Source organism: Dryocola clanedunensis (assembly GCF_038405435.1).
Taxonomy (GTDB): domain Bacteria; phylum Pseudomonadota; class Gammaproteobacteria; order Enterobacterales; family Enterobacteriaceae; genus Dryocola; species Dryocola clanedunensis_A.
Genome location: NZ_JBBYHZ010000003.1, coordinates 76,437 through 96,205, shown reverse-complemented (window position 1 = coordinate 96,205; position 19,769 = coordinate 76,437). Strand labels below are relative to the sequence as shown.

Annotated in this window: 19 protein-coding genes; 18 read left to right on the top strand and 1 reads right to left on the bottom strand. The window is 55.8% G+C overall.

What is annotated here, in order from left to right:
* Window positions 1-57 precede the first annotated feature (57 nt).
* The 9 genes from miaB to AAE045_RS07950 all read left to right on the top strand — a co-directional run bounded on the left by miaB (window position 58) and on the right by AAE045_RS07950 (window position 9,357).
* Window positions 58-1,485 (top strand): tRNA (N6-isopentenyl adenosine(37)-C2)-methylthiotransferase MiaB, encoded by a 1,428-nt coding sequence (miaB, locus tag AAE045_RS07990; protein WP_455547268.1) that lies wholly within the window; start codon window positions 58-60, stop codon window positions 1,483-1,485.
* Between the two features lie 225 nt (window positions 1,486-1,710).
* Window positions 1,711-2,772 (top strand): PhoH family protein, encoded by a 1,062-nt coding sequence (locus AAE045_RS07985; protein WP_455547267.1) that lies wholly within the window; start codon window positions 1,711-1,713, stop codon window positions 2,770-2,772.
* Window positions 2,769-3,236 (top strand): rRNA maturation RNase YbeY, encoded by a 468-nt coding sequence (gene ybeY, locus AAE045_RS07980; RefSeq protein WP_455547266.1) that lies wholly within the window; start codon window positions 2,769-2,771, stop codon window positions 3,234-3,236. The genes AAE045_RS07985 and ybeY overlap by 4 nt, the downstream gene beginning before the upstream one ends.
* Before the next feature lie 99 nt (window positions 3,237-3,335).
* On the top strand, window positions 3,336-4,214 hold the full coding sequence (gene corC / locus AAE045_RS07975; protein ID WP_455427369.1) for an HlyC/CorC family transporter: 879 nt from the start codon (window positions 3,336-3,338) through the stop codon (window positions 4,212-4,214).
* A gap of 7 nt (window positions 4,215-4,221) precedes the next feature.
* Window positions 4,222-5,763, top strand: a complete 1,542-nt coding sequence (lnt, locus tag AAE045_RS07970; RefSeq protein ID WP_455547265.1) for an apolipoprotein N-acyltransferase — start codon at window positions 4,222-4,224, stop codon at window positions 5,761-5,763.
* A gap of 375 nt (window positions 5,764-6,138) precedes the next feature.
* Window positions 6,139-7,053 carry a glutamate/aspartate ABC transporter substrate-binding protein gene (locus tag AAE045_RS07965; protein ID WP_455547264.1) on the top strand — a complete coding sequence of 305 codons (915 nt, stop codon included), beginning with the start codon at window positions 6,139-6,141 and terminating at the stop codon, window positions 7,051-7,053.
* A 164-nt stretch (window positions 7,054-7,217) separates the two neighbouring features.
* Window positions 7,218-7,958 (top strand): amino acid ABC transporter permease, encoded by a 741-nt coding sequence (locus AAE045_RS07960; RefSeq protein ID WP_455427366.1) that lies wholly within the window; start codon window positions 7,218-7,220, stop codon window positions 7,956-7,958.
* Entirely contained in the window at window positions 7,958-8,635 is a 678-nt protein-coding gene (gene gltK / locus AAE045_RS07955) for a glutamate/aspartate ABC transporter permease GltK (protein WP_455427365.1), read from the top strand. Before AAE045_RS07960 ends, gltK begins: the two co-directional genes overlap by 1 nt.
* The gene (locus AAE045_RS07950) at window positions 8,632-9,357 is read left to right on the top strand and encodes an amino acid ABC transporter ATP-binding protein (RefSeq protein ID WP_455547263.1); all 726 of its coding nucleotides are present in this window, start codon (window positions 8,632-8,634) and stop codon (window positions 9,355-9,357) included. The genes gltK and AAE045_RS07950 overlap by 4 nt, the downstream gene beginning before the upstream one ends.
* A gap of 42 nt (window positions 9,358-9,399) precedes the next feature.
* Here AAE045_RS07950 and AAE045_RS07945 read toward each other — a convergent pair whose 3' ends face one another.
* Complete coding sequence (locus AAE045_RS07945; RefSeq protein WP_455547262.1) at window positions 9,400-9,882, bottom strand: zinc ribbon-containing protein; 483 nt, start codon at window positions 9,880-9,882, stop codon at window positions 9,400-9,402.
* A gap of 254 nt (window positions 9,883-10,136) precedes the next feature.
* On the opposite strand from AAE045_RS07945, the gene leuS reads away from it, so the two are divergent.
* The 9 genes from leuS to mrdB all read left to right on the top strand — a co-directional run bounded on the left by leuS (window position 10,137) and on the right by mrdB (window position 19,761).
* Window positions 10,137-12,719 carry a leucine--tRNA ligase gene (leuS, locus tag AAE045_RS07940; protein WP_455547261.1) on the top strand — a complete coding sequence of 861 codons (2,583 nt, stop codon included), beginning with the start codon at window positions 10,137-10,139 and terminating at the stop codon, window positions 12,717-12,719.
* A gap of 14 nt (window positions 12,720-12,733) precedes the next feature.
* Window positions 12,734-13,351 carry an LPS assembly lipoprotein LptE gene (gene lptE, locus AAE045_RS07935; protein WP_455547260.1) on the top strand — a complete coding sequence of 206 codons (618 nt, stop codon included), beginning with the start codon at window positions 12,734-12,736 and terminating at the stop codon, window positions 13,349-13,351.
* Entirely contained in the window at window positions 13,348-14,379 is a 1,032-nt protein-coding gene (gene holA, locus AAE045_RS07930) for a DNA polymerase III subunit delta (protein ID WP_455547259.1), read from the top strand. The genes lptE and holA overlap by 4 nt, the downstream gene beginning before the upstream one ends.
* Complete coding sequence (gene nadD, locus AAE045_RS07925) at window positions 14,372-15,025, top strand: nicotinate-nucleotide adenylyltransferase (protein ID WP_455547258.1); 654 nt, start codon at window positions 14,372-14,374, stop codon at window positions 15,023-15,025. Before holA ends, nadD begins: the two co-directional genes overlap by 8 nt.
* A 21-nt stretch (window positions 15,026-15,046) precedes the next feature.
* Window positions 15,047-15,676, top strand: a complete 630-nt coding sequence (locus tag AAE045_RS07920) for an adenosylcobalamin/alpha-ribazole phosphatase (RefSeq protein WP_455547257.1) — start codon at window positions 15,047-15,049, stop codon at window positions 15,674-15,676.
* Between the two features lie 247 nt (window positions 15,677-15,923).
* Window positions 15,924-16,241, top strand: coding sequence for an RsfS/YbeB/iojap family protein (rsfS, locus tag AAE045_RS07915; RefSeq protein ID WP_455427357.1), 318 nt, complete (start codon window positions 15,924-15,926; stop codon window positions 16,239-16,241).
* A gap of 3 nt (window positions 16,242-16,244) precedes the next feature.
* Complete coding sequence (gene rlmH / locus AAE045_RS07910; protein ID WP_202303760.1) at window positions 16,245-16,715, top strand: 23S rRNA (pseudouridine(1915)-N(3))-methyltransferase RlmH; 471 nt, start codon at window positions 16,245-16,247, stop codon at window positions 16,713-16,715.
* Between the two features lie 29 nt (window positions 16,716-16,744).
* Window positions 16,745-18,646 (top strand): peptidoglycan DD-transpeptidase MrdA, encoded by a 1,902-nt coding sequence (mrdA, locus tag AAE045_RS07905; RefSeq protein WP_455547256.1) that lies wholly within the window; start codon window positions 16,745-16,747, stop codon window positions 18,644-18,646.
* A gap of 2 nt (window positions 18,647-18,648) precedes the next feature.
* The gene (gene mrdB / locus AAE045_RS07900) at window positions 18,649-19,761 is read left to right on the top strand and encodes a peptidoglycan glycosyltransferase MrdB (protein WP_455547255.1); all 1,113 of its coding nucleotides are present in this window, start codon (window positions 18,649-18,651) and stop codon (window positions 19,759-19,761) included.
* Window positions 19,762-19,769: the final 8 nt, after the last annotated feature.

Sequence of the window (19,769 nt, the reverse complement as noted above, 5' to 3'; positions counted from 1 at the left end):
CAAAGCATTACAATACGCGGCCTCGAATACGGGCTAATACTGAGCAATGGCAAGTCGATGACAAAAAAACTCCATATCAAAACCTGGGGCTGTCAGATGAACGAATACGATTCATCGAAGATGGCCGATCTGCTGAACAGCACGCATGGCTATACGCTCACGGATAATCCGAAAGAAGCAGACGTACTGCTGCTTAACACCTGCTCTATCCGTGAAAAAGCGCAGGAAAAAGTCTTCCATCTGCTGGGCCGCTGGAAGCTTCTGAAGCGTAAAAATCCCGATTTAATTATCGGCGTCGGCGGCTGCGTGGCTTCCCAGGAAGGAAAGCTCATCCGTCAACGCGCCCATTATGTGGATATCGTCTTTGGCCCGCAGACCCTGCATCGCCTGCCGGAGATGATCAATAAAGTCAGCGGCAACCGTAGCCCGATAGTCGACGTCAGCTTCCCGGAAATCGAAAAATTTGACCGTCTGCCCGAGCCAAAAGCGGAAGGCCCGACGGCATTCGTTTCTATTATGGAAGGCTGCAATAAATATTGTACTTACTGCGTGGTGCCTTACACCCGCGGGGAAGAAGTTAGCCGTCCATGTGATGACATCCTGTTTGAATGTGCCCAGCTTGCGGCGCAGGGCGTGCGTGAAATTCACCTGCTCGGCCAGAACGTGAATGCCTGGCGCGGAGCTTCGTACGACGGCGGCATTTGCTCCTTCGCTGAACTGCTGCGCCTGGTTGCCGCCATTGACGGCGTTGATCGTATTCGCTTCACCACCAGCCACCCTATCGAGTTCACCGACGATATTATCGACGTTTATCGCGACACGCCGGAGCTGGTGAGCTTCCTGCACCTGCCGATTCAGTGTGGCTCTGACCGTGTATTAAATCTGATGGGCCGAAGCCATACCGCGCTGGAGTACAAAGCGATTATTCGCAAGCTGCGCGCGGCACGCCCTGATATTCAGATCAGCTCCGACTTTATCGTCGGCTTCCCCGGCGAAACCCAGCAGGACTTCGAGCAGACGATGAAGGTCATTGCGGACGTGAACTTTGACGTCAGCTACAGCTTTATTTTCTCTGCCCGCCCTGGCACCCCGGCGGCTGACATGGTCGATGACGTGCCGGAAGAAGAGAAAAAGCAGCGTCTGTATATTCTGCAGGACCGCATCAACCAGCAGGCAATGGAGTGGAGCCGTAAGATGGTCGGCACCGTTCAGCGCGTCCTGGTAGAAGGCACGTCGCGCAGAAGCATTATGGAGCTGACAGGACGTTCCGAAAATAATCGCGGGGTAAACTTTGAGGGTACCCCGGAGATGATCGGTAAATTTGTGGACGTCGAAATCACTGAAGTGGCGACTAATAACTCCCTGCGCGGCAAAGTCGTGCGCACCGAGGATGAAATGGGGCTGCGCGTTATCGAAGCGCCTGAGTCAGTGATTGCCCGCACACGCAAAGAAAACGAGATCGGCGTCGGTCTCTATCAGCCGTAATCCCGCACCCTTTTGCTCGTCGGTTCGCTAACGTGGTGAACCGATGAGCAATTTCATCGTTTGCACTTGCATTCTGAAGCCGCCACCCAAATATCCACACCGAGGCTTGCGCCAATATCACTCGCCGTAAATAATCAGTTTATGGCCTGACGATAGCAGGCACGGCATAACCGTTTACCACTCCTGTTTTATGACAACCGGCCCTGAGTGACCCAGAGGATAAGTTTGAATATCGAAACACGTGAAATTACGCTGGAACCGGCAGACAATGCCCGTTTGCTGAGCCTGTGCGGCCCGTTTGATGACAACATCAAGCAGCTCGAACGTCGGCTGGGTATCGAAATCAACCGTCGTGACAATCAATTCAAGCTCACCGGGCGCGCCATACTGGTGAACGCCGCCGCAGACATCCTGCGCAACCTGTATGTGGACACCGCCCCGATGCGCGGTGAAACCCAGGACATTGACCCGGAACAAATCCATCTTGCCATCAAAGAGATCCGCGTGCTGGAACAGTCCGCAGAGCACGTTCCTGAATATGGCAAGGCGGTGAATATCAAAACCAAACGCGGCGTTATTAAACCGCGCACGCCAAACCAGGCCCAGTACATCGCCAACGTACTCGACCATGACATTACCTTCGGCGTTGGCCCGGCAGGTACGGGTAAAACCTATCTGGCCGTTGCCGCCGCGGTAGACGCGCTGGAGCGCCAGGACGTCAGGCGCATTCTGCTCACCCGTCCGGCGGTAGAAGCGGGTGAAAAACTCGGCTTCCTGCCGGGCGACTTAAGTCAGAAGGTCGACCCTTATCTGCGCCCGCTGTACGACGCCCTGTTCGAAATGCTCGGCTTTGAGCGCGTCGAAAAGCTGATGGAGCGCAACGTCATTGAAGTTGCACCGCTGGCCTATATGCGCGGCCGTACGCTCAACGACGCCTTCATCATTCTGGACGAAAGCCAGAACACCACCATCGAACAGATGAAGATGTTCCTGACCCGTATCGGCTTTAACTCGAAGGCGGTTATCACCGGCGACGTGACGCAGATTGACCTGCCGCGCAACATGAAGTCCGGCCTGCGCCATGCCATTGAGGTGCTGTCCGAAGTCGATGAAATCAGCTTTAACTTCCTCAACAGCGAAGACGTTGTGCGCCATCCCGTCGTTGCCCGCATCGTTAACGCCTATGAAGCATGGGAAAGCGCCGAACAGATCCGTAAGGATGAGCTTGCCGCAGAGCGCAAGCGTGAAGCTATGGCCATTAACCACGCCGCTCAGGAGAGCAAATGAGTCAGGTCATTCTGGATTTACAACTTGCCTGTGAAGAGACCGCAGGCCTGCCGACAGAAGCGCAGTTTCAGGTCTGGCTTGATGCGGTGATCCCGCAGTTTCAGGAAGAATCAGAGGTCACGATTCGCCTGGTGGACGATGCAGAGAGCCACGAGCTGAACCTGACCTACCGCGGCAAAGATAAATCCACCAACGTGCTCTCTTTCCCGTTCGAAGCGCCGCCGGGCATTGAGCTTCCCCTGCTGGGAGATTTAATCATCTGCCGTCAGGTCGTTGAAAAAGAAGCCAAAGAGCAGGAAAAGCCGCTGGAGGCGCACTGGGCGCATATGGTCATTCACGGTAGCCTGCATCTGCTGGGTTATGACCATATAGAGGACGAAGAGGCCGAAGAGATGGAATCTCTTGAAACAGAGATAATGCTTGCTCTTGGCTACCTCGATCCGTACATTGCCGAGAAAGAATAGCCGCTAACGTCATGATGACGGCAGCGTAAAAGGTGCAGGTAGCGCAATATCAGGCTGCCTGTTATCTATCCATAACCGAGGGGCCACAAACCTAACGCCATGAGCGACGACAACTCACAAAACAGTGACACGCCTGCCAGTAAAAAGGGATTTTTCTCCCTTATTCTCAACCAGCTATTTCACGGTGAGCCAAAAAACCGTGACGATCTGCTGACGCTAATCCGCGATTCTGAGCAAAACGATCTTATCGATCAGGACACCCGCGACATGCTCGAAGGGGTCATGGATATTGCCGACCAGCGCGTCCGCGACATCATGATCCCACGCTCGCAAATGGTGACGCTCAAACACAACCAGACGCTGGACGAGTGCCTCGATGTCATCATCGAATCGGCCCACTCCCGCTTCCCGGTGATCAGCGAAGACAAAGATCATATTGAAGGGATTCTGATGGCCAAGGATCTGCTGCCGTTTATGCGCAGCGATACCGAGCCGTTTAGCATGGAAAAGGTATTACGTCAGGCGGTTGTAGTCCCTGAAAGTAAGCGTGTTGACCGCATGCTGAAAGAGTTCCGTCAGCAGCGCTACCACATGGCGATTGTGATTGACGAATTCGGTGGCGTCTCGGGTCTGGTGACCATCGAAGATATCCTCGAGCTTATCGTCGGTGAAATCGAAGATGAGTACGACGACGAAGAAGACAGCGATTTCCGCCAGCTGAGCCGCCATACCTGGACGGTGCGCGCCCTGGCCTCTATCGAAGATTTTAACGACACCTTCGACACCCATTTTAATGATGATGAAGTGGATACGATTGGTGGCCTGGTGATGCAGGCGTTCGGCCATCTGCCGGCGCGCGGCGAAACCATCGACATAGATGGTTACCAGTTCAAGGTCGCGATGGCCGACAGCCGCCGTATTATTCAGGTTCACGTCAGAATGCCGGACGATTCGCCGCAACCGAAACTGGAAGATTAATTTAAAGATGGCTATCGCTTTACAACTTCAACGCCAGCGCATTCGCCTGCTGCTGGCGCTGCTTTTTGGTGCCTGCGGGACACTGGCCTTTTCGCCCTATGATTTCTGGCCCGCTGCCATTGTTTCGCTGGCTGGTCTGCAAGGATTAACGCTTAACCGCCGCGCCATACAAAGCGCATGGATAGGCTTCTTCTGGGGGCTGGGGCTGTTTGGCAGCGGGATCAACTGGGTCTACGTCAGCATCGCGCAGTTCGGCGGTATGCCCGGCTTCGTTAACGTCTTCCTCGTCGTGCTGCTGGCCGCCTACCTTTCCCTTTATACCGGGCTGTTTGGCGGTCTCCTCAGCAGGCTGTGGCCAAAAACAACCTGGTGGCGCGTGGCGATTGCGGCCCCTATGCTCTGGCAGGCGACAGAGTTCCTGCGCGGCTGGGTGCTGACCGGCTTCCCGTGGCTGCAGTTCGGCTACAGCCAGATTGACGGCCCGCTGAAAGGCGTGGCGCCCATTTTCGGCGTTGAGGCCATCACCTTCCTGCTGATGATCATCAGCGGCCTGCTTGTTTATGCCCTGCATGAGCACAAATGGCGTCCGGCCATTATTGCCGCCGCCCTGCTGCTGCTGCCGTGGCCGCTGCGCAGCATCCAGTGGTTCCAGCCGGTAAAAGATCGCACCGTAGACGTGGCTATGGTGCAGGGGGATATCCCTCAGTCTCTGAAATGGGATGAAAACCAGCTGCTGAACACGTTAAAAATCTATCTGGATAAAACCCAGCCGCAGATGGGAAAAGCCCAGCTGATCATCTGGCCGGAATCCGCCATTCCCGATCTTGAAATCAACCAGCAGCAGTTCCTGACCACCATGGATGATTTGCTGCGCTCGAAGCACAGCTCGCTTATCACCGGTATCGTGGACGCGCGCCTGAACAAGCAGAACCGCTACGACACCTACAACACCATTATCACGCTGGGTGAAGGCAATAAATACAGCTACGGCAGCACCGACCGCTACAACAAGAACCACCTGGTTCCGTTCGGCGAGTTTGTCCCGCTGGAGTCTATTCTGCGCCCGCTGGCCCCGTTCTTCGATCTGCCCATGTCCTCTTTCAGCCGCGGGCCTTATCTCCAGCCGCAGCTGCTGGCTAACGGCATTAAGCTGACGCCGGCCATCTGCTACGAAATCATTCTTGGTGAGCAGGTGCGCGATAACTTCCGCCCGGACACCGATTTCCTGCTGACCATTTCTAACGATGCCTGGTTCGGTAAATCAATCGGCCCGTGGCAGCACTTCCAGATGGCGCGCATGCGCTCCCTGGAGCTGGGGCGTCCGCTGCTGCGCAGCACCAACAACGGCGTAACGGCGGTGATTAACGCCAGCGGCGACGTTGACGCGATGATCCCGCAGTTCAGGCGTGAAGTGCTGGAAGCGAAGGTCACGCCAACGACGGGCCTGACGCCTTACGCCCGGTTTGGCAACTGGCCGCTGTGGATCCTCACGCTGGTCTTCGCCTTCGGTGCCGTGCTCGTCAGCCTGCGCTGTCGCAAAAAGAATTAACCATCCCCCCTCCAGCCAGAAGGCCAGCTAACCCGCTGGCCTTTTTCATTTCTGGCACATCAATTGCTAAGTTAAAACAACGACAAGCCTGATTAAAACGCCGTAGCGCGGCGTGACGGTTAACCGTCACGTGCGGCTGCACCATCGGGGGACATCGTCAGCACCAGCATGGTGCAACGACGGATTTTTGCCTCTAAACGGTGCGGCGCGCATCGCAAAAATAAACATTTCCATAGCAAATTCTTTACATTCAGCTAGGTTAAATGTTAACAAAAGGCGACATTTCGCCCGTTTAATTCGGCTTGATACAAAAACAATACACAACACACATCGGGTATCGGTGCCGTTTCCGGCACTCATATTAAGGAGTTGGAAATGCAATTGAGAAAACTAGCGCCGGCTTTGCTGGTCATGGGGATGAGCGCCGGTCTTGCACACGCTGAAGACGCTAAACCTGCCTCGGGCGCGCAAAGCACGCTGGACAAAATCAAAGCTAATGGCGTGATTGTCGTCGGCCACCGCGAGTCTTCCGTTCCGTTCTCTTATTACGACAATCAGCAAAAGGTTGTCGGCTACTCACAGGACTACTCAAACGCCATTGTTGAAGCCGTGAAAAAGCAGCTCAACAAGCCAGATTTAAAGGTTAAGCTGATCCCTATTACCTCACAAAACCGTATTCCGCTGCTGCAAAACGGCACCTTCGATTTTGAGTGTGGCTCAACCACCAACAACCTCGAACGCCAGAAGCAGGCAGCCTTCTCCGATACCATTTTCGTAGTAGGGACTCGCTTACTTGTGAAGAAAGGCGGCGCGATTAAAGACTTCGCTGACCTGAAAGGGAAAGCGGTGGTCGTGACCTCCGGGACCACCTCTGAAGTACTGCTGCATAAGCTGAACGAAGAGAAGAAAATGGACATGCGCATCATCAGCGCCAAAGACCACGGCGACTCCTTCCGTACGCTGGAGAGCGGCCGCGCGGTGGCGTTTATGATGGATGATGCCCTGCTGGCGGGCGAGCGCGCTAAAGCGAAGAAACAGGATAACTGGGATATCGTTGGTACGCCGCAGTCTCACGAAGCCTACGGCTGTATGCTGCGTAAAGACGACCCGGAATTCAAAAAGCTGGTGGATGCAACCATCGCCAAAGCCCAGACCTCAGGCGAAGCGGCCAAATGGTTTGATAAATGGTTTATGAATCCGATCCCACCAAAAAACATCAATATGAACTTTGCCCTCTCTGACGACATGAAAGCGCTGTTCAAAGAGCCGAACGACAAAGCACTGAACTAATTAGAACTAAGGGGCCGGGATAACCCGCCCTCCCGATTGACGAACTGAAGCCCGGACAGACTAAGCGCCGGATGGCCGTTCCCCATCCGGCGTGAAAAATAAGCTTCTCATCAATCTTCGAGGGTAGCGCTGCTTGCTACCCTCAATTTTTCTCGGAGTACGTTATGTCTATAAACTGGAACTGGGGAATCTTTCTACAGCCCGCCCCGTTCGGCAACACCACCTATCTGGGCTGGATCTGGAATGGTTTCCAGGTCACCGTCGCCCTTTCCGTCACCGCCTGGATCATCGCCTTCTTCGTCGGCTCGCTGTTTGGCATTCTTCGCACCGTTCCTAACCGCTGGCTTTCCGGCATCGGTACGCTGTACGTCGAACTCTTCCGCAACGTGCCGCTTATCGTGCAGTTCTTTACCTGGTATTTAGTGATGCCGGAGCTGCTGCCCGAAAACCTCGGCATGTGGTTTAAATCCGAACTCGATCCCAACGTGCAGTTCTTCCTGTCATCGATGATATGCCTTGGGCTGTTCACCGCCGCCCGCGTCTGCGAGCAGGTGCGCGCTGCCATTCAGTCTCTGCCACGCGGTCAGAAAAATGCCGCACTGGCGATGGGGCTGACGCTCCCGCAGGCTTACCGCTACGTTCTGCTGCCCAACGCCTACCGGGTGATCGTGCCGCCAATGACCTCCGAGATGATGAACCTGGTGAAGAACTCCGCCATCGCCTCGACCATCGGCCTGGTGGACATGGCCGCGCAGGCGGGAAAACTGCTGGATTACTCCGCGCACGCCTATGAATCCTTCACCGCGATAACCCTCGCCTACGTCCTGATCAACGCCGTCATTATGCTGATCATGTATGTGGTTGAGCGTAAGGTTCGCCTGCCTGGCAATATGGGAGGCAAATAATGTACGAATTTGACTGGACTTCAATTCTTCCCGCCATGCCGTATCTGATGCAGGGCCTGGTCATTACCCTGAAAATCACCGTTACGGCGGTGGTGTTCGGCATCATCTGGGGAACCCTGCTTGCCGTTATGCGTCTGTCACCCTTCAAGCCTGTCGCCTGGTTTGCAAGCGCTTACGTTAACGTCTTCCGCTCCGTGCCCCTGGTCATGGTGCTGCTGTGGTTCTATCTCGTGGTGCCGGGCTTCCTGCAAAAAGTGCTGGGCCTGTCGCCGCAAACTGATATCCGCTTAATTTCCGCCATGGTCGCCTTTTCGATGTTCGAAGCCGCCTACTATTCGGAAATTATTCGCGCCGGTATTCAGAGCGTTTCACGCGGGCAGTCAAACGCCGCCCTGGCGCTGGGGATGACCCACTGGCAGTCCATGAAGCTCATTATTTTGCCCCAGGCCTTCCGGGCCATGGTGCCCCTGCTGTTAACCCAGGGCATCGTGCTGTTCCAGGATACCTCGCTGGTTTACGTATTAAGCCTCGCCGACTTCTTCCGCACCGCCTCGACCATTGGCGAGCGTGACGGAACCCAGGTCGAAATGATCCTGTTTGCCGGTCTGGTCTATTTTGTTATCAGTCTTAGCGCCTCGCTGTTGGTCAGCTACTTGAAGAAAAGGACAGTGTCATGATTTCCCTGAAAAATGTTTCTAAATGGTATGGTCACTTTCAGGTGCTAACCGACTGCTCAACCGAAGTAAAAAAGGGTGAAGTGGTGGTGGTGTGCGGGCCTTCAGGCTCCGGCAAATCAACGCTGATTAAAACGGTTAACGGCCTGGAGCCGGTGCAGAAAGGCGAAATTGTCGTTAATGGCACCCAGGTGAACAGCAAAAAGACTAATCTGGCCGAGCTGCGCTCGCATGTGGGCATGGTGTTTCAGCATTTTGAGCTGTTCCCGCACCTGTCGATCATTGAAAACCTGACGCTGGCGCAGGTTAAAGTCCTCAGGCGCAACAAAGAGGAGTCGCGTAAAAAAGGGCTTAAACTCCTCGAACGCGTAGGCCTCACCGCCCACGCAGATAAGTACCCGGCCCAGCTCTCGGGCGGCCAGCAGCAGCGCGTGGCTATCGCACGTGCGCTCTGCATGGATCCGGTTGCGATGCTCTTCGATGAGCCGACTTCGGCACTGGATCCGGAAATGATTAACGAAGTGCTGGACGTGATGGTCGAGCTTGCTCAGGAAGGGATGACCATGATGGTGGTGACGCACGAAATGGGCTTCGCCCGCAAAGTGGCCAACCGCGTGATCTTTATGGATGAAGGGAAAATCGTTGAGGATTCTAATAAAGAAGACTTCTTTAATAACCCTCAGTCTGAACGCGCGAAAGACTTCCTCGCCAAAATACTGCACTAAGCTCTAAAAACAGCGAGCCTTCCGCAAGGAAGGCTCGTTTTATCAGGGTTCAAACGGCCGACGGTGAAACTGGTTATGCCCGCACTTCGGGCAGACCGGCAGCACATCCGGCGTATAGACCGCCAGGTGGAAACGACAGTTCTCGCAGACTAAATTCCCAAGCCCCACTACCTCGCCGCTGTGGTAAACGCCGTGATGGTTAAGATCCTGGAAAACCTCCCGCCATTCGAGCTGCGTTTTATCCGTGATATCAGCCAGCTCCTGCCAGAGGCTCTCCTTTATCACCCGCATAAACACGCTGTCGGTAAATTCATCCTGGCTTTCGCTGTAGCTGCGGGCAAACTCTTCGAGATCGCGACGCACCGCGCGCGTGACCTCGTCGACTTCGGTGCGGGTCAGCTCCCCGGTTTCGTTCATGCGTTGACGCGCGCTGGCGACCAGCTCGTCGATATCGCGCTCTCCGTTGCGTAACCGTTCGGTGAGCGAAGCCACCAGTTCACGGTAATATTGCGCCACCTTATTCATCGTCTGCCTGCCTCCTTGAAGAGAATCCTGCATTCTTAGGTCATGTAACCTACTCTAATAGTAGACCTTAATCGGGCATCGCTTTGTTAGATTGCCCACAGGCAAGGTAAAAAACTGCAAAGGAGAAATGGGCGGCCGGGGTGTCGAAAGGCTGTTTTGCCGCTGTCATATCAGCTATGCTATGCGGATCTGAAACCTAACACGTTACAGGCTACAACTTGTAGCTGTCTTTCATTACAGGACCACTGGCTGCCATGCAAGAGCAATACCGCCCGGAAGAGATAGAATCCACCGTCCAGCAACACTGGCAAGAGAAGCGTACCTTTGAGGTCACCGAAGACGAAGGCAAAGAGAAGTACTACTGCCTGTCCATGCTCCCCTATCCTTCTGGCCGACTACATATGGGCCACGTCCGCAACTACACCATCGGCGACGTCATCGCACGTTACCAGCGTATGCTGGGCAAAAACGTCATGCAGCCTATCGGCTGGGATGCATTCGGCCTGCCTGCCGAAGGTGCCGCGGTAAAAAACAATACTGCCCCTGCGCCGTGGACGTACGACAACATTAACTACATGAAGAACCAGCTGAAAACGCTGGGCTTTGGCTATGACTGGAGCCGCGAGCTGGCGACCTGTACCCCGGAATATTACCGTTGGGAACAGCAGTTCTTCACCCAGCTGTACAACAAAGGGCTGGTTTATAAGAAAACCTCCGCCGTTAACTGGTGCCCGAACGATCAGACCGTGCTGGCCAACGAGCAGGTTATCGACGGCTGCTGCTGGCGCTGCGACACCAAAGTTGAGCGCAAAGAGATCCCCCAGTGGTTTATCAAAATCACCGCTTACGCTGACGAACTGCTTAACGATCTGGACACGCTGGACCAGTGGCCGGATCAGGTTAAGACCATGCAGCGTAACTGGATTGGCCGTTCTGAAGGCGTGGAAATCACCTTCGACGTTGAGAACAGCGCTGAAAAGCTGACTGTCTATACTACCCGTCCGGACACCTTTATGGGTGTGACCTACCTGGCGGTCGCCGCGGGCCACCCGCTGGCGCAGCAGGCTGCGGTTAATAATCCTGCGCTTGCCGAATTTATCGACGAATGTCGTAATACCAAAGTTGCCGAAGCAGAAATGGCAACCATGGAGACAAAAGGCGTCGCCACCGGCATTAACGCGATTCACCCGCTGACCGGCGAAGCCGTTCCAGTATGGGTTGCGAACTTCGTGCTGATGGAATACGGCACGGGCGCCGTGATGGCCGTTCCGGGTCACGACCAGCGCGACTGGGAATTTGCCACTAAATACAGCCTGCAGATCAAGCCGGTTATTCTGAATGCCGACGGCAGCGAGCCGGATCTGTCCGCCTCCGCAATGACCGAAAAAGGCACCCTGTTTAACTCCGGCGAGTTCGACGGCCTGGACTTCCAGAATGGCTTTAACGCCATCGCGGACAAACTGGCCGCTAAAAGCGTGGGCGTTCGTAAAGTTAACTACCGTCTGCGCGACTGGGGTGTCTCTCGCCAGCGCTACTGGGGCGCGCCGATTCCAATGGTGACCCTGGAAGACGGCACCGTTATGCCAACCCCGGAAGACCAGCTGCCGGTTATTCTGCCGGAAGACGTCGTGATGGACGGCATCTCCAGCCCGATCAAGGCCGATCCTGAGTGGGCAAAAACCACCGTTGACGGCAAGCCTGCGCTGCGCGAAACCGACACCTTCGACACCTTTATGGAGTCCTCCTGGTACTACGCGCGCTACACCAGCCCGCAGTACGACAAAGGCATGCTCGATTCCAAAGCGGCAAACTACTGGCTGCCGGTTGATATTTATATCGGCGGCATCGAACACGCCATCATGCACCTGCTCTACTTCCGCTTCTTCCACAAGCTGATGCGCGATGCGGGCATGGTGACCTCTGACGAACCGGCGAAACAGCTGCTTTGTCAGGGTATGGTGCTGGCAGATGCCTTCTACTACACCGGCGTGAACGGCGAGCGCAACTGGGTTTCCCCAACCGACGCCATCGTAGAGCGCGACGAAAAAGGCCGCATCACCAAAGCCTCTGACGCACAGGGCAACGAACTGGTCTATGCTGGCATGAGCAAAATGTCGAAGTCGAAGAACAACGGCATCGACCCGCAGGTGATGGTTGAGCGCTACGGCGCGGATACCGTTCGTCTGTTTATGATGTTTGCAGCGCCTGCGGACATGACGCTGGAATGGCAGGAATCCGGTGTGGAAGGGGCTAACCGCTTCCTGAAACGCGTCTGGAAACTGGCCTACGAACATACCAGCCGTGGCGCTACGCCGGCGCTGGATGTTGCCGCATTAAATGAAGATCAAAAAGCCCTGCGCCGCGACGTTCATAAAACTATCGCTAAAGTCACCGATGATATCGGTCGTCGTCAGACCTTTAACACGGCCATCGCCGCGATTATGGAACTGATGAACAAGCTGGCGAGAGCGCCGCAGGAAAGCGAGCAGGATCGTGCGTTGCTGGGCGAAGCGCTGCTGGCGGTGGTGCGTATGCTTTATCCGTTTACCCCGCACGTCTGCTTCGACATGTGGCAGTCGCTGGGCGGCGAAGGCGAAATCGACAACGCGCCGTGGCCGCAGGCTGACGAAAAGGCGATGGTGGAAGACTCTCTGCTGGTGGTGGTTCAGGTTAACGGCAAAGTCCGTGGCAAAATCACCGTCCCGGCGGACGCCACTGAAGCACAGGTTCGTGAACGTGCAGGCCAGGAACATCTGGTCGCGAAATATCTTGAAGGCGTCACCGTGCGTAAAGTGATTTACGTTCCGGGTAAGCTGCTCAACCTGGTAGTGGGCTAAGCGCAGGAGGAACCGTGCGACATCCCTTTGTGACCTTGTTAGTTACTGTGGCGGTGCTGGTCACCGCCGGGTGTGGTTTTCACCTGCGTGGCAACACGCAGGTACCCAGTGAAATGAAAACTTTGATCCTGAACTCCAGCGACCCTAACGGGCCGCTAACGCGTGAAATCCGCTCTCAGCTGCGTCTTAACGGCGTAACCATTGTGGAAGACACCGGTACTGGCGTGCGCAAAGATATTCCATCCCTGCGTATCATAAGCAGTACCAACAGCCAGGATACCGCCTCGATCTTCCAGGATGGTCGTACCGCAGAGTATCAAATGGTGATGACGGTCAACGCCCAGGTGCTGATCCCGAACCACGATATCTACCCAATCAGCACGAGAGTGTACAAATCGTTCTTCGATAACCCGCTGACGGCGCTGGCAAAAGATGCCGAGCAGGATCTGCTTATCAAAGAGATGTACGCCACCTCGGCCCAGCAGCTGATTCGTAAACTGATGGCGGTCCACACGGCTGACGTTGCCGAAACCAAAGAAGCTGAAGAAGCCGCTGCTAAAAAGGCACCGGCTGCGGATGCAACCTCTGGCCGCGTCACCACAACGTTGCCATCAACAACCAGTAGCCAATGATCCGTTTGTACCCGGAACAGCTCCGCGCGCAGCTCAATGAAGGGCTGCGCGCGGCGTATCTGCTGCTCGGTAACGATCCGCTGCTGCTGCAGGAAAGCCAGGATGCGGTCCGCCAGACGGCTGTTTCCCACGGTTTCGAAGAACATCACACGGTACAAATTGATGCCGGTACGGACTGGCAGGCGGTTTTCGCCGTTTGCCAGGCGCTGAGCCTTTTTGCCTCCCGGCAAACGCTTATGCTCCAGCTTCCTGAAAACGGCCCAAATGCGGCAATCAACAGCCAGCTTGAAACGCTGGTTGGCCTGCTGCATGACGACCTGCTGCTCATCGTGCGCGGCAACAAGCTCACCAAAGCGCAGGAAAACGCCGCCTGGTACACCAGCCTTGCGGACAAAAGCGTCGTCGTGACCTGCCAGACGCCGGAGCACGCGCAGCTGCCACGCTGGGTTGCTCAGCGGGCTAAACAGCTTAATCTGTCGCTTGATGATGCGGCTAACCAGCTGCTTTGTTACTGCTACGAAGGGAATCTGCTGGCGCTGGCTCAGGCGCTGGAACGGCTGTCCCTTATCTGGCCGGACGGCAAGCTGACGCTGCCCCGAGTGGAGCAGGCGGTAAGCGATGCGGCCCATTTCACCCCGTTCCACTGGGTGGATGCCATTCTGGGCGGCAAGAGCAAGCGCGCGATACACATTCTTCAGCAGCTTCGCCTCGAGGCAAGCGAGCCGGTTATCTTGCTGCGCACCATCCAGCGCGAGCTGATGCAGCTGGTCAATCTCAAGCGCCAGTCGGCGACCACGCCTCTGCGCACGCTGTTCGACCAGCAGCGCGTCTGGCAAAACCGCCGCGCGATGGTGACCGAAGCGCTGAACAGGCTTTCTGAAGAGCAGCTCTACCAGGCCGTACGCCTGCTAAGCCAGATTGAGCTGACGTTAAAACAGGATTACGGCCAGTCGGTGTGGGCGGATCTGGAAGGGCTTTCGCTGCTGCTTTGCCACAAAGCGCTGCCGGAAATTTTTATCGATGGCTGAACCGCGCCTTCCGCTGTGCGCCATTTACGGTGGCACCTTCGACCCCATCCACTATGGGCATCTGAAACCCGTTGAGGCGCTGGCAAAACAGGTCGCGCTTCATCAGGTGACGATTATGCCGAACAACGTTCCTCCCCATCGCCCACAGCCCGAAGCGAGCAGCCAGCAGCGTAAGGAAATGGTTGAACTTGCCGTTGCCGGACTGCCTTTGTTCAGCCTGGACGACCGCGAGCTTCAGCGTTCAACGCCCTCTTACACCGTTGAAACGCTTGAGCAGGTTCGCACCGAACGGGGCGATCGGCAGCCGCTGGCGTTTATTATTGGTCAGGACTCGCTGCTGAGCCTGCACCGCTGGCACCGCTGGGAAGCGCTGCTTGATTTATGCCACCTGCTGGTATGCCAGCGTCCGGGATATCCGATCGCGATGGATAATGCAGAACAGCAAAACTGGCTGGACAGCCACGTCACCACCTGCCCGGAAGCGCTACACAGCGCGCCCGCCGGAAAGATTTTCCTGGCACAAACTCCGCTGTACGACATCTCCGCCACGTCGATTCGCCAGCGGCTGGAGCAAGGTTTGTCATGCGACGATCTCGTGCCCCAACCCGTCCTCGAATACATCAACCAGCACCATCTCTACCGCTAATTGCGGCATGCCGGAGGCAACATGACAACATTATGGCTGGTTCGTCACGGGCAAACGCACGCCAACCTGGCGGGCCTCTATAGCGGCATATCGGAAACCGAACTCACGGCTCTGGGCGTAAGCCAGGCGCAGGCCGTCGGAAAAATGCTACAGGCCGTTTCCTTCGATAAAATTCTTTGCAGCGAGCTTGGCCGCGCACAGCACACCACAAAGCTGATAGTGCAGCAGCTAAACACACCAGCGATAGTCGACCCGCGTCTGAATGAGATGAACTTCGGCGACTGGGAAATGCGCCACCACAGCGAACTCCAGCTTGCGGACGCAGAAAACTACGCCGCCTGGTGCGCGGACTGGCAGAACGTGGTTCCCGGCAACGGAGAAGGCTTTCAGGCTTTTGCAAAACGAGTGTCGGCATTTTGCGATGAGATAAAGTCGCAGGCCAGCAACGAAAATATTCTGATAGTCAGCCATCAGGGCGTGCTGAGCCTGATGCTCGCCACGCTGCTTAATATGCCTGCCGCATCGCTGTGGCATTTTTCCATTGAGCAGGGGGCATGGAGCACCGTCGATATTCATGAAGGCTTCGCTACGCTGAAAACCCTCAACAATCGTGCAGAATGCCCGGCGTTGACAAAACCCCGCGTGAGTTAAAGTTGTCAGCCATTGACTCTTCCCCTCAGGCTGTTATGCTCCGCTGCCATAATTTCCTGCCCGAATGCATGACTTACCAAAAACAGTTTTACAAAAATGGCGATGCAAAGCAGGCCACTCGGTGGGATGATAGCCCACCTTGAGCGCCCCATGACCATTTTTCGGAAACTAACGCCACGCCTGACAGGTATACTGGCTTTAGCTACGGGCGACATCGAACACTTTAATTCTCCCAGGGGGAACACACTTGCAGGGTAAAGCACTCCAGGATTTCATCGTCGACAAGATCGACGACCTCAAAGGCCAGGACATCATCAAAATTGACGTTCAGGGCAAATCAAGCATCACCGACTGCATGATCGTCTGCACCGGTACCTCCAACCGCCACGTGATGTCCATTGCTGAACACGTTGTAGAAGCTTCCCGTAAAGAAGGCATTGATGCGCTGAGCGTAAAAGGCATCACCGCCACTGACTGGATCGTCGTCGATTTGGGCGAAGTGATCGTGCACGTCATGCAGGAAGAGAGCCGCCAGCTGTACGAACTGGAAAAACTCTGGGGTTAATGCGTGAAGCTTCAACTGGTGGCGGTCGGAACCAAAATGCCGGACTGGGTACAAACCGGTTTTACCGAGTACCTGCGTCGTTTTCCTAAAGATATGCCTTTTGAACTCGTTGAGATCCCGGCAGGAAAACGCAGCAAAAACGCCGATATCAAACGCATTCTTGAAAAAGAAGGCGAAATGATGCTGGCCGCTGCGGGCAAAGGCAACCGCATCGTCACACTGGATATCCCCGGTCAGCCGTGGGATACCCCGCATCTCGCCACGCAGCTTGAGCGCTGGAAGCAGGACGGTCGTGATGTCAGTTTGCTGATTGGTGGGCCTGAGGGCCTCGCTCCCGCGTGTAAAGCCGCAGCGGAACAGAGCTGGTCGCTTTCGACGTTAACGCTTCCCCATCCGCTGGTAAGGGTGTTAGTCGCGGAGAGCCTCTATCGTGCATGGAGCATCACGACCAATCACCCCTATCACCGTGAGTAAACAACGACCTTGGTAGAACAGACCTGCGGATGAAACTACAGAACTCCTTTCGCGACTATACGGCAGAGTCTGCGCTCTTTGTGCGCCGGGCGCTGGTCGCTTTTGTCGGCATTTTGCTGCTAACCGGCGTCCTTATCGCCAACCTTTATAATCTGCAAATCGTCCGTTTTACCGACTACCAGACCCGTTCGAACGAAAACCGCATTAAGCTGGTCCCGATCGCACCAAGCCGGGGGATCATCTATGACCGCAACGGCACGCCCCTCGCGCTCAACCGCACCATTTACCAGATTGAAATGATGCCGGAGAAAGTCGACAATGTGCAGGCCACGCTTGAGGCGCTGCGTCCGGTGGTTGACCTTACCGATGAGGACATCGCCAACTTCAAAAAAGAGCGTGCCCGCTCGCACCGCTTCACCTCGATTCCCGTTAAAACCAACCTAACGGAAGTGCAGGTGGCGCGCTTTGCCGTTAACCAGTACCGTTTTGCGGGCGTCGAAGTTAAAGGTTACAAACGCCGCTATTACCCCTATGGCTCCGCACTGACCCACGTCATCGGCTACGTATCAAAAATTAACGATAAAGACGTAGAGCGCCTGGATAAAGACGGAAAAACCGCCAACTATGCCGCCACGCACGACATCGGCAAGCTGGGCATCGAACGCTATTACGAAGACGTGCTGCACGGCCAGACCGGCTATGAAGAGGTTGAAGTTAACAACCGGGGCCGCGTTATCCGCCAGCTGAAAGAGGTGCCGCCGCAGGCCGGGCACGATATCACCCTGACCATCGATCTTAAGCTGCAAAATTACATTGAGACGCTTCTTGCGGGCAGCCGTGCCGCCGTGGTGGTGACAGATCCCCGTACCGGCGGGATTATGGCGCTGGTGTCGATGCCGAGCTACAACCCGAACCTGTTCGTGGATGGCATCTCCTCGAAAGATTATTCTGGCCTGCTGAACGACCCCAACACGCCGCTTATCAACCGTGCCACCCAGGGCATCTACCCACCTGCATCCACGGTTAAGCCGTACATGGCCGTGTCGGCACTGAGCGCGGGCGTCATCAACCGCAACACCTCTCTGTTTGACCCGGGCTGGTGGCAGCTGCCAGGCTCCGAAAAACGCTACCGCGACTGGAAACGCTGGGGCCACGGCCGCCTGAACGTCACCAAGGCGCTGGAAGAGTCAGCGGATACCTTCTTCTATCAGGTCGCCTACGACATGGGCATCGACCGCATCGGCGAGTGGATGAACAAATTCGGTTACGGCCACTACACGGGCATCGACCTCTCTGAAGAGCGCTCGGGCAACATGCCAACCCGCGACTGGAAGCTCAAACGCTTTAAAAAACCGTGGTATCAGGGTGACACCATTCCGGTGGGTATCGGCCAGGGTTACTGGACGGCTACGCCGATTCAGATGAGCAAGGCGATGATGATCCTGATTAACGACGGTATCGTCCGCGTCCCTCACCTGCTGATGAGCACCACGGAAAACGGCAGGCAGGTGCCATGGAAGCAGCCGGTAGAAGCGCCGGTGGGCGACATCCACTCCGGTTTCTGGGAAATTGCGAAGGACGGGATGTACGGTGTAGCCAACCGTCCGAACGGTACCGCCCATAAATACTTCGCCAGCGCGCCGTACAAAGCCGCGGCTAAGTCAGGTACTGCGCAGGTCTACGGTCTGAAGGCCAACGAAACCTATAACGCGCACAGAATTGCCGAGCGCCTGCGCGACCACAAGCTGATGACCGCATTTGCTCCTTACGACAAACCGCAGTACGCCGTGACCATCATCCTGGAAAACGGCGGCGTCGGACCGGCAGTGGGAACAATAATGCGTCAAATCCTCGACCACCTGATGTTAGGGGATAACAATACGGAGTTGCCGGCTGAGGCGCCCGCCGCACCCGGCTCTGAGGATCAATAACCATGACTGATAATCCAAACAAAAGGTCGATTTGGGACAAAATCCACATCGACCCGCTTTTCCTGATTACCGTGCTCGCCCTGCTGGTGTTCAGCGCGCTGGTCGTCTGGAGCGCCAGCGGTCAGGACATGGGGATGATGGAGCGTAAAATCGGTCAGATCCTGATGGGCCTGGTGGTCATGGTCATCATGGCGCAAATCCCGCCTCGCGTGTACGAAGGCTGGGCACCCTATCTGTATATTATTTGTATCATTCTGCTTATTGCGGTAGATGCCTTTGGCGCCATCTCGAAGGGGGCACAGCGCTGGCTCGATCTGGGTATCGTGCGTTTCCAGCCTTCCGAAATTGCCAAAATTGCCGTCCCGCTGATGGTGGCGCGCTTTATTAACCGCGACGTCTGCCCGCCAACGCTGAAGAATACCGGGATCGCGCTGGTGCTGATCTTCATGCCAACCCTGCTGGTTGCCGCTCAGCCTGACCTGGGCACATCCATCCTGGTGGCCGCATCCGGCCTGTTTGTCCTCTTCCTGTCGGGCATGAGCTGGCGCCTGATTGGCGTTGCGGTGCTGCTGGTTGCCGCCTTCATCCCGATTCTGTGGTTCTTCCTGATGCACGACTATCAGCGGGCCCGCGTAATGATGCTGCTTGACCCGGAAACCGATCCTCTGGGTGCGGGCTACCACATTATTCAGTCTAAAATTGCCATAGGCTCAGGGGGGCTGCGCGGCAAAGGCTGGCTGCACGGAACCCAGTCGCAGCTTGAGTTTCTTCCCGAGCGCCATACCGACTTTATCTTTGCGGTACTGGCCGAAGAGCTGGGGCTGGTGGGCGTGCTGGTGCTGCTGGCGCTTTATCTGCTGCTCATCATGCGCGGGTTGTATATTGCCGCCCGGGCGCAGACGACATTTGGCCGGGTTATGGCTGGCGGCCTGATGCTAATTTTATTCGTATATGTATTTGTAAATATTGGCATGGTTAGTGGTATCTTACCGGTGGTCGGCGTGCCGTTGCCGCTGGTGAGCTACGGGGGTTCAGCCCTGATCGTTCTGATGGCCGGGTTTGGTATCGTGATGTCGATCCACACCCACAGGAAGATGTTGTCGAAAAGCGTGTAACGAGGTGC